The sequence below is a fragment of the Paraburkholderia sp. BL25I1N1 genome, assembly GCF_003002025.1.
Lineage (GTDB): Bacteria > Pseudomonadota > Gammaproteobacteria > Burkholderiales > Burkholderiaceae > Paraburkholderia.
In genome coordinates this window covers 52,138-67,877 of record NZ_PVZB01000028.1, presented here as the reverse complement: position 1 = coordinate 67,877, position 15,740 = coordinate 52,138, and the positions used below count along the sequence as shown (strand labels likewise).

General features: G+C 62.8%; 15 protein-coding genes. 8 read left to right on the top strand and 7 right to left on the bottom strand.

All coding sequences use genetic code 11. From position 1 onward, the window contains the following. Window positions 1-102 precede the first annotated feature (102 nt). The 8 genes from aroQ to B0G73_RS32290 all read left to right on the top strand — a co-directional run bounded on the left by aroQ (window position 103) and on the right by B0G73_RS32290 (window position 6,997). Window positions 103-558 carry a type II 3-dehydroquinate dehydratase gene (gene aroQ, locus B0G73_RS32325; RefSeq protein WP_030100935.1) on the top strand — a complete coding sequence of 152 codons (456 nt, stop codon included), beginning with the start codon at window positions 103-105 and terminating at the stop codon, window positions 556-558. Between the two features lie 68 nt (window positions 559-626). After that, entirely contained in the window at window positions 627-1,094 is a 468-nt protein-coding gene (gene accB / locus B0G73_RS32320) for an acetyl-CoA carboxylase biotin carboxyl carrier protein (protein WP_106285201.1), read from the top strand. A 118-nt stretch (window positions 1,095-1,212) separates the two neighbouring features. Continuing rightward, the gene (gene accC / locus B0G73_RS32315; protein ID WP_106285200.1) at window positions 1,213-2,580 is read left to right on the top strand and encodes an acetyl-CoA carboxylase biotin carboxylase subunit; all 1,368 of its coding nucleotides are present in this window, start codon (window positions 1,213-1,215) and stop codon (window positions 2,578-2,580) included. 3 nt (window positions 2,581-2,583) lie between these two features. After that, a complete protein-coding gene (prmA, locus tag B0G73_RS32310; RefSeq protein WP_106285199.1) occupies window positions 2,584-3,486 on the top strand; it encodes a 50S ribosomal protein L11 methyltransferase in 903 nt (300 codons plus the stop codon). 48 nt (window positions 3,487-3,534) lie between these two features. Continuing rightward, window positions 3,535-4,887 (top strand): zinc-ribbon and DUF3426 domain-containing protein, encoded by a 1,353-nt coding sequence (locus B0G73_RS32305; protein WP_106285198.1) that lies wholly within the window; start codon window positions 3,535-3,537, stop codon window positions 4,885-4,887. 73 nt (window positions 4,888-4,960) lie between these two features. Then, the gene (tpx, locus tag B0G73_RS32300; protein ID WP_106285197.1) at window positions 4,961-5,461 is read left to right on the top strand and encodes a thiol peroxidase; all 501 of its coding nucleotides are present in this window, start codon (window positions 4,961-4,963) and stop codon (window positions 5,459-5,461) included. Window positions 5,462-5,555: 94 nt separating this feature from the next. Next, window positions 5,556-6,494, top strand: coding sequence for a carbohydrate kinase family protein (locus B0G73_RS32295; protein ID WP_106285196.1), 939 nt, complete (start codon window positions 5,556-5,558; stop codon window positions 6,492-6,494). 26 nt (window positions 6,495-6,520) lie between these two features. Next, window positions 6,521-6,997 (top strand): glycine zipper 2TM domain-containing protein, encoded by a 477-nt coding sequence (locus tag B0G73_RS32290; RefSeq protein WP_106285195.1) that lies wholly within the window; start codon window positions 6,521-6,523, stop codon window positions 6,995-6,997. A 274-nt stretch (window positions 6,998-7,271) separates the two neighbouring features. Here B0G73_RS32290 and B0G73_RS32285 read toward each other — a convergent pair whose 3' ends face one another. The 7 genes from B0G73_RS32285 to B0G73_RS32245 form a co-directional block, all read right to left on the bottom strand. Beyond that, entirely contained in the window at window positions 7,272-7,889 is a 618-nt protein-coding gene (locus B0G73_RS32285) for a histone H1-like DNA-binding protein (RefSeq protein ID WP_012434386.1), read from the bottom strand. Window positions 7,890-7,919: 30 nt separating this feature from the next. After that, a complete protein-coding gene (locus B0G73_RS32280) occupies window positions 7,920-8,246 on the bottom strand; it encodes a hypothetical protein (protein WP_106285194.1) in 327 nt (108 codons plus the stop codon). Between the two features lie 86 nt (window positions 8,247-8,332). Continuing rightward, entirely contained in the window at window positions 8,333-9,559 is a 1,227-nt protein-coding gene (locus B0G73_RS32275; protein WP_106285193.1) for a ribonucleotide-diphosphate reductase subunit beta, read from the bottom strand. Between the two features lie 741 nt (window positions 9,560-10,300). Beyond that, window positions 10,301-13,306 carry a ribonucleoside-diphosphate reductase subunit alpha gene (locus B0G73_RS32260; RefSeq protein ID WP_106285190.1) on the bottom strand — a complete coding sequence of 1,002 codons (3,006 nt, stop codon included), beginning with the start codon at window positions 13,304-13,306 and terminating at the stop codon, window positions 10,301-10,303. A gap of 541 nt (window positions 13,307-13,847) precedes the next feature. After that, complete coding sequence (gene ampD / locus B0G73_RS32255) at window positions 13,848-14,444, bottom strand: 1,6-anhydro-N-acetylmuramyl-L-alanine amidase AmpD (protein ID WP_106285189.1); 597 nt, start codon at window positions 14,442-14,444, stop codon at window positions 13,848-13,850. Further along, a complete protein-coding gene (locus B0G73_RS32250) occupies window positions 14,441-14,758 on the bottom strand; it encodes a PP0621 family protein (protein WP_106285188.1) in 318 nt (105 codons plus the stop codon). Before B0G73_RS32250 ends, ampD begins: the two co-directional genes overlap by 4 nt. A gap of 9 nt (window positions 14,759-14,767) precedes the next feature. Continuing rightward, window positions 14,768-15,697 (bottom strand): inner membrane protein YpjD, encoded by a 930-nt coding sequence (locus B0G73_RS32245; protein ID WP_106285187.1) that lies wholly within the window; start codon window positions 15,695-15,697, stop codon window positions 14,768-14,770. Window positions 15,698-15,740 lie beyond the last annotated feature (43 nt).

The following is a 15,740-nucleotide window of genomic DNA, read 5'->3' as shown; positions in this document are numbered from 1 at the left end:
ACGTCAAAGCGCCGCCGGCATCGATCCGTACGCGCGCGAAACTAGACAAGTTTCTCTAATCAGCGCTAAAGTGCGCCCAATTCCACGGAAAAAGAAGCGACCATGACGCGACTGCTGGTACTGCACGGACCCAACCTCAACCTTCTCGGCACCCGGGAACCCGAGGTCTACGGTCGCGTGACCTTGCCGCAGATCGATCAGGCGCTGGCGGACCGCGCAGCGGACGCAGGCGTCGAACTCGCGTCGTTCCAGAGCAATCACGAAGGCGCTCTGGTGGACCGCATCCAATCCGCGCGGACTGAAAAAACCGATTTCATACTGATCAATCCCGCCGCGTACACGCACACCAGCGTGGCCATTCGGGACGCACTGGCGGGGGTCGGCATCCCGTTCGTCGAGATTCATCTGTCGAACGTGCATCGTCGCGAACCGTTCCGGCATCACTCGTATTTCTCCGACCAGGCTGAGGGCGTGATTTGCGGTCTCGGCTGGAAGGGATATATGTACGCGCTCGAATTCGCGCTCGACCGGCTGTCCGCCGGCTCGTCGCGCGGCTGATTCCAAACACGTCTAATTTGCGCCGGCTGCGTATGCGCCGGCACTTTTCGCATTAAAGGGGCTGCCTGATGGACTTACGTAAACTGAAAACTCTGATCGACCTCGTCTCGGAGTCCGGTATTTCCGAACTCGAAGTGACCGAGGGCGAAGGCAAGGTCCGCATCGTCAAGAATGCGCCGCCGGTTTACGTGCAGCCGTCCGCCTCATATGCGCCGCAATACGCGCAGCCGGCACCGGCAATCGGCGGCGAAGCGCCGGCTGCCGCAGCCGCGCCGGCTACGCCGGCCGCCGTCGCGCCGCAAGGCCATGTGGTGACCTCGCCGATGGTCGGCACGTTCTACCGTGCGCCGTCGCCGGGCGCCGATCCGTTCGTCCAGGTGGGCGACACGGTCAAGGAAGGCCAGACGATCTGCATTATCGAAGCGATGAAGCTGCTCAACGAAATCGAGTCGGACAAGTCCGGCGTGGTGAAGGAAATCCTCGTCGAAAACGGCCAGGCGGTCGAGTACGGCCAACCGCTGTTCGTGGTCGGCTGACGCGGCGCGCTTTACGCATGCCGCCCGCGCGCCCGTCGTTCCCAGGCGCGCGACCGATCCTCTGAGGCAGCCGGCGTTGTGATCAACCCGGCGCCCATTGATGAGTCGAAAAACCGCTATGTTTGAAAAAATCCTCATTGCCAATCGTGGCGAGATCGCGCTTCGTATCCAGCGCGCCTGCCGCGAACTCGGCGTCAAGACGGTCGTCGTTTATTCCGAAGCCGACAAGGAAGCCAAGTACGTGAAGCTCGCCGACGAGGCCGTCTGTATCGGCCCGGCGCCTTCGAACCTGAGCTATCTGAACATGCCCGCGCTGATCAGCGCGGCGGAAGTCACCGACGCCGAAGCGATTCACCCCGGCTACGGCTTCCTCTCGGAAAACGCCGACTTCGCCGAACGTGTCGAACAGTCCGGCTTCACTTTCATCGGCCCGCGCCCGGAAACCATCCGGATGATGGGCGACAAGGTCACGGCCAAGCAGACCATGATCAAGACCGGCGTGCCGTGCGTGCCGGGTTCGGAAGGCGCGTTGCCGGACGATCCGAAAGAGATCGTGAAGATTGCCCGCCAGGTCGGCTATCCGGTCATCATCAAGGCCGCCGGCGGCGGCGGTGGCCGCGGCATGCGCGTGGTCCACACGGAAGCGGCGCTGGTCAACGCGGTCAACATGACGCGCGAAGAAGCCGGCCGTGCATTCGGCAACCCGCAGGTCTACATGGAGAAATTCCTGGAGAACCCGCGGCACATCGAAATTCAGGTGCTGGCTGACTCGTTCAAGAACGCAGTCTGGCTGGGCGAACGTGATTGCTCGATGCAGCGCCGTCACCAGAAAGTGATCGAAGAGGCGCCGGCGCCGGGTATCGCGCGTCGCCTGATCGACCGCATCGGCGACCGTTGCGCGGACGCCTGCAAGAAGATGGGCTATCTCGGCGCGGGTACGTTCGAGTTCCTGTACGAAAACGGCGAGTTCTACTTCATCGAAATGAACACGCGCGTGCAGGTCGAGCATCCGGTCACGGAGCTGATCACGGGCGTCGATATCGTGCAGGAACAGATCCGCATCGCGGCCGGCGAGAAGCTCGCCTTCCGTCAGCGCGACATCGTGTTCAAGGGTCACGCGATCGAATGCCGGATCAACGCGGAAGATCCGTTCAAGTTCATTCCGTCGCCGGGACGTTTGACGTCGTGGCACATGCCGGGCGGTCCCGGCATCCGCGTCGACTCGCATGCCTACAATGGCTATTTCGTGCCGCCGAACTATGATTCGATGATCGGCAAGCTGATCGCTTACGGCGCCACGCGCGAACAGGCGATCAAGCGCATGCGCATCGCGTTGTCGGAGATGGTGGTGGAAGGCATTCAGACCAACATCCCGCTGCACCGCGAGCTGATGCTGGACGCGAAATTCGTCGAAGGCGGCACCAGCATTCATTACCTCGAAAACCGGTTGGCCGCGAAGCTGCAGGCCGCGCCGGAAGAAGCGTAACCCATGAGCTACCGGGAACTGATCGCCGAGTTGGCACGCGAGCAGGCAGAGGAATTCTCCGACGCGCTGCTCGAGTTGGGCGCGTTGTCCGTATCGGTTGAAGATGCGGACGCCGACACGCCCGACGAGCAGCCGCTGTTCGGCGAACCCGGTCTCACGCCGGATCGCACGGCGTGGCAGCGTTCGCGCGTGATCGCGCTGGTCGCGCCGGAACACGACCCTGCGGTGTTGCTCACCGCCGCCGCCAATGAAATCGGCCTCCCGGCGGCGCCTTCGTTCACCGTGCGTGAAGTCGAAGATCAGGATTGGGTGCGCCTCACGCAGTCGCAGTTCGATCCGATCAAGATCGGCGAACGCATCTGGGTCGTGCCGTCGTGGCACGATGCGCCGGACCCCCAAGCACTGGTGCTGGAGCTGGATCCTGGGCTCGCCTTCGGCACCGGCAGCCATCCCACCACGCGGCTTTGCATGGAATGGCTGGAGCAGTCGGTGCAGCCCGAGCAGTCCGTGCTCGATTACGGTTGCGGCTCCGGCATTCTCGCGATCCTCGCGAAAAAGTGCGGCGCGAATCCGGTGTACGGCATCGACATCGATCCGCAAGCGGTCGAGTCGGCGCGTCACAATAGCGAGCGCAACCGCGCGGAGGTCACCTATGGCCTGCCCGACGAATGCCCCGCCGGCGAGTTCGATATCGTGGTCGCCAATATCCTGTCCAACCCGCTCAAACTGATGGCGTCGATGCTCACGTCGAAGGTCAAGCCGGGTGGCAAGATCGCGCTGTCCGGCATTCTGGCGCGGCAAGCGGACGAGGTCGCGCAGGTCTACTCACGGTGGATCGACATCAGCGTATGGCGCGAACACGAGGGTTGGGTATGCCTGTCGGGAACGCGTCGCGAAAGCCATTAGAATAAGGCGTATTGTCCAACCAACGGCCTTCCGGCTCATCGGCTCAATATGCTCCTGGCGACGCGTTGCCCCTTCTGCGAAACCGTTTTTCGTCTGCAAACGGAACAGCTTGCGCTGCGCCGCGGCCTTGTGCGCTGCGGACATTGCCACGAAGTATTCGACGCATCGAGCAGTCTGTTCGACATTAGCGAAGGCGGTGATTTTTCGACCGCCAAACCGGTCGCCGCGGCTGCGGCGATAGAAGCGCTTTCGGGCGTGCGGCCGAAAAGCCCCGACTTCAGCGCCGAAGCATGGGACCCGTGGGCGCCGGCACCCGACGCCGCCATCGACAAGCGTCTGCGCCACAACGCCGGCAATGTACCGCTCTCCCCGGTCTCGACCGGCGCGGGCGTCGCCGTCACGCCGCGCCACGCTCCGGAGCCCGAACTGCAAGCCGGCGCATCCAACGCGCCGCTACCGCCCGACGATGAACCGGTGCTGGCGGACGCGCCGCTCGACCCGTTCGCGTATCACCTGGACCCGCCCGAGGAAGATACCGAAGCGCCGCGTGTCTGGCACAAAACCGAGCGCGCGCCCGATACGGCGCCGAGCGAACCGCTCGAAGAGCCGGTTCTGGACGAGCCGGCTACCTTGTATGGCATTCCTGACAATGAACCGCGTTTCGGCGCGGCCGGCTTAGGTGCGGCCGGCCTAGGTGCGGCCGGCGCGGGTCCGGCGGGCTTCGGTCCGGCCGGCGCAGGCACAGCTAGGCCGGATGCGCCGATGGCTACAGGCGCAGGCGCGGCGGCCTTTGCCGCTGCCGGCCCCGCCGCCGCTACCGGTCCCGTCTCCGCCAGCGGCGAACCCTTCTCCGTGCAGCCGATCGACGACGGCCCCGATCCCTTCCCCGTGGTGCGCGAAACCCGCCCGGCCGAACCGCGGCGCATGGGCTGGATCGTCGCCGGCTCCGTGGTGGCGGCGCTGTTGATCGTCGCGCTGCTCGCGCAACTCGCCTGGTGGCAACGCGAAACGGTGATGGTGTATTTCCCGCGCTCGCAGACGCTCTATGCGAAGGCCTGCTTGACGCTCGGTTGCCAGGTTACGCCGCCGCACGACATCGACGGCTTGCAGGTCGAACCGTCCGATCTGCGGCAGATCGACGGTCCGCACAAGCTCGAACTGAAGATGCCGCTGCGTAACCGTTTCAATATCGCGCTCGCCTATCCGGCCATCGAACTCACGTTGCTCGACGACCAGAACAACGTCGCGGTGCGCCGCGTGCTGTGGCCGCAAGACTACGTCCCGCCCGGCACGCAGATCGCGGCCGGACTGCCCGCGCACACGACCCAGACCATGATCGTGCATCTCGACACGGGCAATGCGGTCGCTTCCAATTTCCGCGTACAGATTTTTTATCCGTAACGCTTTCCCGCGCGCCCGGCACTGACCGGGCGCGTTCACCGTCAATCCTGACGAATTTTCGGAGCACGACAACATGAGTCAAGTTACGCTGGGTGGCAACCCGATCGAAGTAGCCGGCACGTTCCCGTCCGTGGGCCAGGCCGCTCCCGCTTTCTCGCTGGTCGGCAAGGATCTGAAGCCGGTGTCGCTCGCCGATTTCGCCGGCAAGCGCAAAGTGCTGAACATTGTCCCGAGCCTCGACACACCGACCTGCGCCACCTCGACCCGCAAGTTCAACGAAGCCGCCGCCAAGCTGACCAACACGGTTGTGATCGTCGTGTCGGGCGACCTGCCGTTCGCGGCGTCGCGCTTCTGCACGACCGAAGGCATCGAGAACGTCGTCACGGCGTCCACGTTCCGCGGCCATGAGTTCGCGCAAGCCTACGGCGTCGACGTGACGAGCGGCCCGCTGGCCGGCCTGACGGCACGCGCCGTGGTGGTGATCGACGAGAACGACAAGGTCGTTCACGCTGAACTGGTCGGCGAAATCAAGAACGAACCGAACTACGACGCAGCCCTCGCCGCGCTGAAGTAACACCTTCGCGCACGAACCCGGCGCCGCGCTTCATGCGCGGCGCTGTCACATCGTCGCGCCCATTCCCTTTATCGTTTTTACAGGAACGCTCGCCTTGGCTACGCTGATTTGCGGCTCGCTCGCCTACGACAACATCATGACCTTCGAAGGCCGGTTCCGGGAGCACATCCTGCCGGAGCAGGTCCACATCCTGAACGTGAGCTTTCTGGTGCCGACCATGCGCCGCGAGTTCGGCGGCTGCGCGGGCAACATTGCCTACTCGCTGCATCTGCTGGGCGGCGACGCGCGCATCATGGGCACGCTCGGCTCGGTCGACGCGCAGCTCTATATGGACCGGTTCGAACAACTCGGACTGTCGACGGAGAGCGTGCTGGTGGTGCCGGACACGTACACGGCGCAGGCGATGATCACTACGGACCTGGAAAACAATCAGATCACTGCGTTCCACCCGGGCGCGATGATGCAGTCGCATCTGAATCGCGCTGATCAGGCCAAGGGCATCACGCTCGGCATCGTCGGGCCGGACGGTTACGACGGCATGATCCAGCACGCCGAGCATCTCGCGGCAGCGGGCATCCCGTACATTTTCGATGTAGGCCAGGGCTTGCCGCTCTTCGACAGCGAGTCGCTGCGGCGCATGATTGAACTCGCCACTTATGTAGCGGTCAATGACTACGAAGCCAAACTGGTGAGCAACAAAACGGGCTGGTCGATCGAAGAGATCGCCGGCAAGGTCGAGGCGCTGATCGTCACGCTCGGCGAGCATGGCGCGCAGATCCATCACGCGGGCGGTATCGAAGAGATTCCGGCGGTGAAGGCACAGCAAGTGCTCGATCCGACAGGTTGCGGCGACGCGTTTCGCGGCGGCTTGCTGTACGGCATCGAGAACAAGCTCGGCTGGGCCACCACCGGGCGGCTGGCGAGCTTGATGGGCGCGCTGAAGATCGAACATCAGGGCCCGCAAAATTACGCGCCCAGCCGGGCCGAGATCAACGAGCGGTTCAAGCAGGCGTTCGGATACGACCTGCCGTAATACCGAGAGCTATTGGAGTTTAGGGAATGAGAATAACGAGTCGCCTGATCGTGGCCGCCTTGATTGCCGGTTCGCTGGCCATGTCGGGGTGTGCGTACAACAGCAGTTCCGCGGACGTGTACACGGCGTCGCAGGCGCAGCGCGAAGAAACGGTCCGCATGGGCACGGTGGATAGCGTGCGCGCCGTGAAGATCAGTTCGAACAATGGTCAGCCGAGCGGTCTCGGCGCGATCGGTGGCGGCGCTCTAGGCGCGGTGGCCGGCAGCAGGATCGGCGGTGGCACCGGCGCGATCGTCACGGGCATTATTGGCGGCCTGGCAGGCGCGGTGGCCGGCAATGCGGTCGAGAACGGCGTCGCGGTGCATGACGGTCTCGAGGTCACCGTCCGCCTCGACAACGGCGACATGCGCGCCATCACGCAAAGTGCCACCGGCGAGATCTTCCGCGCCGGCGAACGCGTACGGTTGCTCTCCAGCGGCGGCGTCACGCGCGTCACGCACTAAGTTTCCCCTCTCGCGCGGCGAGGCTGTCTGCCGCCGCGACGACCTCACACGCATGCCCTCCCCTGTGCATGCGTTTTTTTTCGCCTGCACGTTTTTCGCCGGGTGACTTCGCCTGGTGATTTCGCCGGGCGATTTCGCCGGGCGAAAAAAATCCCGTCGCCGGAAACCGGCAACGGGACTGACCGAGTAGCGCTCATCACGCTACTCAAGCGCTACTCGATCATCGGACACATCATGCGACGTGTCGAAGTACTTCTACCGCTCAGCGTCCGGATTACGGACGGCTGCCCGTCGGGAACGGCCATGCCGCTGCCGGGTTCAGCGCGGTCTTCACCGTCGCCGCCGGTGCGCTCGAGACAGAAGTCGCAGCGGGTGCGGGAGCCGCCTTCTTGGCGACAGCCTTCTTCGCAGGGGCAGCCTTCTTGGCAGGAGCAGCGGCTTTCTTCGCGGCAGCCTTCTTGGCAGGCGCAGCCTTTTTAGCGGCAGCCTTTTTCGCGGGCGCAGCCTTTTTAGCAGCAGCCTTTTTCGCAGGCGCAGCCTTCTTGGCAGCAGCCTTCTTAGCCGGTGCAGCCTTCTTCGCTGCAGCCTTCTTGGCCGGTGCTGCCTTCTTTGCTGCAACCTTCTTCACTGCGGCTTTCTTAGCCGGTGCAGCCTTCTTCGCCGCAACCTTCTTCACTGCGACTTTCTTGGCTGCAGCCTTCTTGGCCGGAGCAGCTTTCTTCGCTGCAACCTTCTTGGCCGGTGCTGCCTTCTTCGCTGCGACCTTCTTCACTGCCACTTTCTTGGCAGCGACTTTCTTTGCCGGAGCAGCTTTCTTAGCCGGAGCAGCCTTCTTTGCTGCGACCTTCTTGGCTGCGGGTTTCTTTGCGGCGGCTTTTTTTGCAGTTGCCATCATTTTCTCCTTCAGGTTTTCAGATGAGAGTCAGTTCAAACTACACCCTTCGTCAAAACCCGCTTCCCGCGGACGCTTCTCAGGGCGCGCGCTACGAAGCGGGCTATTCATCGGCGTACGCAGGTGCTGCGCGCTTACGCTAATGAATGCGGTAAGGCGCGCCGTGCCCAAAGGCACCGCGCGCCAGATCTGTTCGGCGTTGAAGCTCAACGCCGGCAATTGCTTGATCGAGCCGCCGGCAACGACGCCAGCGGCTTTTTCCGGGGGGAAGTTTGCCCATCCCACTGAAGGGTTCGCAAAGTGCCTGTCATAGTTGTGGGCCGCGAAGGCACGCGGCGCACCGGGCATGCTTTGCATCAGGCGATTCTGCTCCTAGCCAAAATTGCCGCGGCCCAAGCCGACGGCATCCCCATCGATGAATGCATCTGCAGCACGAACTCGGATCACTCCCAGGTCAGCGCGCCGCCAGTCTGATATTCGATCACTCGCGTCTCGAAGAAGTTGCGCTCCTTCTTCAGGTCGATCATCTCGCTCATCCACGGGAACGGGTTTTCCTCGTTCGGGTACAGCGGATCGAGACCGATCTGCTGGCAACGGCGGTTGCAGATGAAGCGCAAATAGCTCTTGAACATCGACGCATTGAGGCCGAGCACCCCGCGCGGCATCGTGTCTTCTGCGTAACGATATTCAAGTTCGACCGCTTGCTGGAAGATCTCGCGGATTTCCGCGCGGAACTCAGCCGTCCAGAGTTGCGGGTTTTCGAGTTTGATCTGGTTGATCAGGTCGATGCCGAAGTTGCAGTGCATCGACTCGTCGCGCAGGATGTACTGGTACTGTTCCGCGGCGCCGGTCATCTTGTTCTGGCGACCCAGCGCCAGAATTTGCGTAAAGCCGACGTAGAAGAACAGGCCTTCCATCACACAGGCGAACACGATCAGCGAGCGCAGCAGCGTCTGGTCTGCCTCGAGCGTGCCGGTCTTGAAGGCCGGATCGGTCAGCACGTGGATGTACGGAATCAGGAATTCGTCTTTTGCGCGGATCGAGGAAACCTCGTGATACGCGTTGAAGATTTCGCCTTCGTCGAGACCCAGCGATTCGACGATGTACTGGTAGGCGTGCGTGTGGATCGCCTCTTCGAACGCCTGGCGCAGCAGGAACTGGCGGCATTCGGGCGCCGTGATGTGGCGGTAGGTGCCCAGCACGATATTGTTGGCGGCGAGGGAATCGGCCGTGACGAAGAAGCCCAGGTTGCGCTTGACGATGCGGCGCTCGTCTTCGGTCAGACCGTTCGGGTCTTTCCAGAGGGCGATGTCGCGCGACATGTTCACTTCTTGCGGCATCCAGTGGTTGGCGCAACCAGCCAGATACTTTTCCCAGGCCCACTTGTATTTGAACGGCACCAACTGATTGACGTCGGTCTGGCCGTTGATGATGCGCTTGTCGGCGACGTTGACCCGCGCTTCCGAAACGGCAGCCGTTCCGGTAACAGCGTGAGCGACGGGAGCGACAGCGATGTCGTTCGCGAAAACGTCTTGAGCCGAGGGAGCATGAGGAGCGGAACGCGTTCCGACTTGCGAACCGACAGCCGATCCCGCAGCGTTGCGCAACACATTCTGTTGCGTAGCGCTCGAGGGAGTTACGGCAGTGATCTCGTCATCCCAGTTGAGCATAAATGTCACCATCAATTTAGAACGGTTTGTACCATCTTTTCACGAGCGATAAAAGAGTTCGCTGATGAAAAATCCTGTTTTCGATTCGCGTTGCTACGTTCATACAACACTTTGTTCAACGGAGTGTGTGCATCACCTCATGTGAAGCGTGTTGAACGTGTGTCGTCGAGGTGCTTCGCGAGCTCGAAGAGCAACGTGTCGATGCGACGTTTCGCTGCTCTATCTATCTGTATTGCGGAGCGTGCCTGTAGCGTCTTGCGACTGCTGACTGCTGACTCGCGTTGCTCGTCGCGATGGTCCGCGCTTGCTTCGCGCTTGCCCTGCGAGTGCTTCGCATTTGCCTCGCGTTTGCCTCGCATTTGCCTATTCGTCAGTGCCGGCGAGGTGAAGTTCAATGCCATGTCGAGCGATGCATCGGGCCGGCTGCGTTGATCGACCCATCGATCGAAGCGTTTGCTGCGCGCACTGTGTCGCGCGCTTCGTCTGGTGCTGCCGACAGCTGATTGCCGAGTGACCGCTTCAAGACTTCAGTGACCTCCCCTGCTTCACTGCGTCGCTTCACTGCATAGCCTCGCTGCATAGCCTCGCTGCGTTGCGATGAACAGCGCGCCTCGGATTTCACTGGCCGCGCCGCTCATCGGCTTCACTTCTACTTCACTTGCTTCAGCTTCGCTGCTCGCTGCATTCGGGTCATTACCTACAACCCGTCAGCAAGCAGCGATCCTGCTACCTGCGTGCTTCTTATTGGCAAGCTTCGCACTCGTCGAAGCCAGGATCGCCCGGACGCATCATGCACACCGGACCATCCGCTTCCGGCGCTGCTTCAACCGCGACTGCTGCCGTGGCCGCTGCAGCCTGAAAGCCACCCGCGGCACCACCAGCCGCGCCGTTGTTCGCACCGAAACCACCGGCCGCGCCACCCGCAGCGCCGCCCGAACCTTCGCCGCCGCCCGAGCTCACCGCGTTCAGCGCGCCGTGCGCCACCGTCGATTTCTCGACGTGAGTCGCCGCCATCGTGCGGAGGTAGTAGGTCGTCTTCAGGCCACGCACCCAGGCGAGCTTGTATATCTCGTCGAGCTTCTTACCCGACGCGCCGCCCATGTAAATGTTCAGCGACTGCGCCTGGTCGATCCACTTCTGCCGACGCGACGCCGCTTCGACCAGCCACTTCGGATCGACTTCGAACGCGGTGGCGTAGATCGCGCGCAGGTCGGCCGGGATCCGGTCGATGCGCGAGAGCGTGCCGTCGAAGTACTTCAGGTCGGCGACCATCACCTCGTCCCACAGTCCGCGCGCCTTCAGGTCGCGCACCAGGTAGTCGTTGACCACCGTGAATTCGCCCGACAGATTCGACTTCACATACAGGTTCTGGAAGGTCGGTTCGATGCAAGCCGACACGCCGATGATGTTCGAGATCGTCGCCGTCGGCGCGATCGCGACGCAGTTCGAGTTGCGCATGCCGTAGGTGGCGATGCGCGAACGCAGTTCGGTCCAGTCCATCGACTCGCTCGAATCGACTTCCACGTAACCGCCGCGCGCTTGCTCCAGCAGCTTCACCGAGTCTTGCGGCAGGATGCCGCGATCCCACAGCGAGCCGCGGTAGCTCGAGTAGCGGCCGCGTTCCTGCGCCAGCTCCGTCGACGCGTAGTAAGCGTAGTAGCAGACCGCTTCCATCGACGTATCGGCGAACTTGACCGCTTCTTCCGACGCGTACGGCGTGCGCAGCAGATGCAGGCAGTCCTGGAAGCCCATGATGCCCATGCCGACCGGACGGTGCTTCAGGTTCGAGTTACGCGCCTTGGCGACCGCGTAATAGTTGATGTCGATCACGTTGTCGAGCATGCGCATCGCCACGCTGACGGTGCGCTTCAGCTTGTCGTGGTCGAGCACGAGCGTGCCGTCGGCCTGTTCCTTCAGGTGCGCGACGAGGTTCACGGAGCCCAGGTTGCAGACGGCGATTTCGGCGTCGCTGGTGTTCAGTGTGATTTCCGTGCACAGGTTCGACGAGTGGACGACGCCGACGTGTTGTTGCGGCGAGCGCACATTGCACGGATCCTTGAACGTGATCCACGGGTGGCCGGTTTCGAACAGCATGCCCAGCATCTTGCGCCACAGTTGCGCCGCCGGGATCTTCTTGAACAGCTTGATCTCGCCGCGCGCGACCTTGTCTTCGTAAGCCGTGTAAGCCGTTTCGAATTCCGCGCCGAACTTGTCGTGCAGATCCGGGCAGGTGGACGGCGAGAACAGCGTCCAGTCGCCGCCTTCCATCACGCGCTTCATGAACAGGTCGGGAATCCAGTTCGCCGTGTTCATGTCGTGCGTGCGACGACGGTCGTCGCCGGTGTTCTTACGCAGCTCGAGGAATTCCTCGATGTCCAGGTGCCACGTTTCCAGGTACGCGCACACCGCGCCCTTGCGCTTGCCGCCCTGGTTCACGGCGACCGCCGTGTCGTTGACCACCTTCAGGAACGGCACGACGCCTTGCGACTTGCCATTGGTGCCCTTGATGTGCGAGCCCAAAGCACGCACGCGCGTCCAGTCGTTGCCCAGACCGCCGGCGAACTTCGACAGCAGCGCGTTTTCCTTCAGCGCTTCGTAGATGCCGTCGAGGTCGTCATCAACGGTGGTCAGGTAGCACGACGACAGTTGCGAACGGCGCGTGCCCGAGTTGAACAGCGTAGGCGTGGACGACATGAAGTCGAAGCTCGACAGCACGTTGTAAAACTCGATCGCGCGCGCTTCGCGGTCGATCTCGTTCAGCGACAGACCCATCGCGACACGCATAAAGAATGCCTGCGGCATTTCAATGCGCACGCCGTCGTGATGCAGGAAGTAGCGGTCGTACAGCGTTTGCAAACCGAGGTAGCCGAATTGCAGATCGCGGTTGTTGTCGAGCGCGGCGCCGAGGCGCTTCAGGTCGAACTGCAGCAGCTTGTCGTCGAGCAGCTCGGCTTGCACGCCGCGCTTGATGAACTGCGGGAAGTATTCGGCGTAACGCTCGCCCATTTCCGTTTGCGTGACTTCCTCTTCGAGTATCTCGCGGCGGATCGTGTGCAGCAGGATGCGCGCGGTGACCTGGCTGTATGCCGGATCTTTTTCGATCATGGTGCGGGCAGCCAGGATCGCCGAGTCGTAGACCTGGCTCATCGGCACGCCGTCGTACAGATTCTTGACCGTTTCCGCGATGATCGGATCGGCGCTCACAGCGTCGCCCAGGTTCGAGCAAGCCAGTTCGATGATGCCGCGCAGCGCAGCCATGTCCAGCGGACGCGTGACGCCGTTGTCGGTCACGTTCAGACCCGGCGTGTTCGCCACGATCTGGTCGTCGTGACCGCGCGCCTGCGTGCGCTTCTCGCGATACAGCACGTACGCACGCGCGACGTTGTGCTCGCCGCCGCGCATCAGCGCGAGTTCGACCTGATCCTGGATGTCTTCGATATGGAACGTGCCGCCGTTCGGACGGCTGCGCACGAGTGCGCGCACCACATTCTGCGTGAGCTGCTCGACCAGTTCGCGCACACGCGCCGACGCGGCGCCTTGACCACCGTTCACGGCCAGAAATGCCTTCGTCACGGCGATGGCGATTTTCGACGGTTCGAACGACACGACGCTGCCGTTGCGGCGGATCACCTTGTAGTCGGCGAAGGTCGCTTGCGGCGCGAGCGCTTGTGCGCCTTGTGCCTGGCCGAAGGCCTGGCCAGTCGGTGAGCCCTCGTACCGGGTCGTCACGTTGTCGGTGGTTTGCATGTGCAAAGCTCCTGGTCCTGGAAATGTTGCGGGAAGATCCGCGGATTAAAACGAACGCTGCGCCGCCGCGTGCGCAAGCGATGAGGTGCAGGAAAGGGACCGGCTGAGCCGGCTGGCGGGATGCGAGCGCGATGAAGCCTGGTTCGAATTGATAACGGTCTTCATCGTGTATGTCGCGATCACTTGCCAAGCCCCTTTCCTGAATGCTTCTGGATGCCGCCGGTGGTCTCTCCGGCCACGCCACAGGAATATTTTTTCGCTGCCTGAAATGCTTGCGGCGCCGTGCTCGGAGAGCGGACGCCGCTGACTTATTCACCCAGTTGTGCACCCGGTTATTCACATGGTTATGCACAGAACACCACAAGATGTAGTGCGCAACTGGATTTGTGGCACCAAGTATAGTGGAGATTCGAGACAGGTCAAATCGAAATATTTACTTTCGATGTCTTGACTTTTGCTTAGCGCGGCGCGAAGCCGACTCCCCGGAGAACAAGGCGGCGCCTCGCTCTCCTCGCATCACGCGAAGTCGCGCGAAGGGTCGTTACCGCGTTTTGGAAAACTTGAGATAGGGGAAATACTGAGCGTCGAGCGCGGTGTCGCGCTGCAGACGCGACCACTCGAAATGCGGCCCAGGATCGGTCTTGCGACCGGGGGCGATGTCCGAGTGACCGGCAAGCGCTTCGACCGGATAGCGAGCCTTGAGGGCGCTTACCAACGCACCGAGCGTGCGGTACTGAGCCGCTTCGAAAGGCGTGCTGTCGCTGCCCTCCAACTCGATGCCGATCGAGAAATCATTGCAGCGCTCGCGGCCGAAAAAATTCGACGGCCCGGCGTGCCACGCGCGTTCGTTGCATGACACGAACTGTTCGAGCGCGCCGTCGCGATGAATCACGAAATGCGCCGACACCCGCACGCCGCGCAGATGCGAGTCGTAGTAGGGATGGGTGTCGCAATCGAGCGTGTTGAGGAACAGTTCGGCGATCGCGGTGCCGCCGAATTCGTTGGGAGGCAGGCTGATGTTGTGAACAACGATCAACGTCGGCACGGCCCCTGCGGGCCGCGCTTCGAAATTCGGCGATGGCAGTTTGCGCGCGGCGGCGACCCAACCGTCGGCGTCGACGGCGAACTCGACGCTCATCGAGCGTCGCGGCCCGTGGGTCGCGCGCCGTGACGCTGCGCGTGCGCGGCGCTGCAGAACGGCTGCCCCGCCACCACCACGGAATCGCTCTGCGGCGCGTGCACGCCGCATTCGACGCAACGGATCATCGGCTCGGGGAGTTGCGCCGGCGCGGACGCGGTTGGACCCGCGCCGCCGTTCGGACCTTTGGCACCCGCGGCGCCATTCGCGCCGGAGCCGGTGCGTTGTGACGCCTGCGCGTCATGACGGCGCAGCGCCTTCACCAGCCACTGGCCGACGATGAACAACAGGATCAGCAGAAAAATTTGTCGCATGGGACACGCTCACACTACAGCACGGTGCAACAGCACCTCGAATACAAACCGGCTGCCGACGTACGCCAGCAACAGCGCGACGAACGACGCCAGCACCCAGCGCAATGCCGCACGGCCGCGCCAGCCGGAAACCTTGCGCGCGGTCAGCAGCGCGCCGAACATCACCCAGGAAAGAATCGCGAACACGGTCTTGTGATCGAGCCGCAACGCGCGGTCGACCAGTTGCTCGCTGAACAGAATGCCCGACACCAGCGTCAACGTCAGCAGGACGAAACCCGCGCCGATCAAACGGAACAGCAGCTTCTCCAGCGTGAGGAGCGGCGGCAGCGTATCGAGCCAGCTCGACAGCCAGCCGTTGCCCGCCGCAGCCGCGTGACGCTGCGCGACGCCGCCGCGCATGGCATGCAGCCGCCGCTCGACGAGCAGCATCAGAATGGCGTGCAGCGCCGCAATCGCGAACAAACCGTAGGCGATGTTGGCGATCAGAAAGTGCAGCTTGAACATCGGCGCGGCGGAATACGGCAGCACGCGCACGCCGCCGAACGCGAGCGGCAACAACGAAGCGACGCAGGCGAGCGGCAGGACCAGCAGGCGCAGACCGTCGAGCGGAAAGAAAAAACTCTCTATCCAATAGATGCCGGCGCCCAGCCAGAACATGGCCGACAGCGCGAACGCGAAGCCGAACACCATGGCGTTCTGCGGGAAGATGGTGGTGTGCAGCAGCACCCCGTGGGCGAGCAGTGCCACGAACAACAGCGCGCGGCCCGAGCTGCTCATGCCCGAAGCAGCCGACGGGGCCGACACGGACGCCGGCGCGGCGGGCACCGGCGGCACGCTTTCGAGCATGGGACGCAACGCGGCGTGCCGGTGCGAGCGCCAGCCGGCCACGGCTAAACCGCCGTAGAGGAGCGCAGTGAGGGCATACAGTACAATATCCATATTCGAAGTTTACACTAGGCCCCTGCTCCGCGACGTCTCCTGC

Bases quoted from the DNA above. Each gene is read 5' to 3' on its own strand.
- aroQ (WP_030100935.1), top strand. From the start codon at position 103: ATGACGCGACTGCTGGTACTGCACGGACCCAACCTCAACCTTCTCGGC.
- accB (WP_106285201.1), top strand. From the start codon at position 627: ATGGACTTACGTAAACTGAAAACTCTGATCGACCTCGTCTCGGAGTCC.
- accC (WP_106285200.1), top strand. From the start codon at position 1,213: ATGTTTGAAAAAATCCTCATTGCCAATCGTGGCGAGATCGCGCTTCGT.
- prmA (WP_106285199.1), top strand. From the start codon at position 2,584: ATGAGCTACCGGGAACTGATCGCCGAGTTGGCACGCGAGCAGGCAGAG.
- B0G73_RS32305 (WP_106285198.1), top strand. From the start codon at position 3,535: ATGCTCCTGGCGACGCGTTGCCCCTTCTGCGAAACCGTTTTTCGTCTG.
- tpx (WP_106285197.1), top strand. From the start codon at position 4,961: ATGAGTCAAGTTACGCTGGGTGGCAACCCGATCGAAGTAGCCGGCACG.
- B0G73_RS32290 (WP_106285195.1), top strand. From the start codon at position 6,521: ATGAGAATAACGAGTCGCCTGATCGTGGCCGCCTTGATTGCCGGTTCG.
- B0G73_RS32285 (WP_012434386.1), bottom strand. From the start codon at position 7,889: ATGGCAACTGCAAAAAAAGCCGCCGCAAAGAAACCCGCAGCCAAGAAG.
- B0G73_RS32280 (WP_106285194.1), bottom strand. From the start codon at position 8,246: ATGCAAAGCATGCCCGGTGCGCCGCGTGCCTTCGCGGCCCACAACTAT.
- B0G73_RS32275 (WP_106285193.1), bottom strand. From the start codon at position 9,559: ATGCTCAACTGGGATGACGAGATCACTGCCGTAACTCCCTCGAGCGCT.
- B0G73_RS32260 (WP_106285190.1), bottom strand. From the start codon at position 13,306: ATGCAAACCACCGACAACGTGACGACCCGGTACGAGGGCTCACCGACT.
- ampD (WP_106285189.1), bottom strand. From the start codon at position 14,444: ATGAGCGTCGAGTTCGCCGTCGACGCCGACGGTTGGGTCGCCGCCGCG.
- B0G73_RS32250 (WP_106285188.1), bottom strand. From the start codon at position 14,758: ATGCGACAAATTTTTCTGCTGATCCTGTTGTTCATCGTCGGCCAGTGG.
- B0G73_RS32245 (WP_106285187.1), bottom strand. From the start codon at position 15,697: ATGGATATTGTACTGTATGCCCTCACTGCGCTCCTCTACGGCGGTTTA.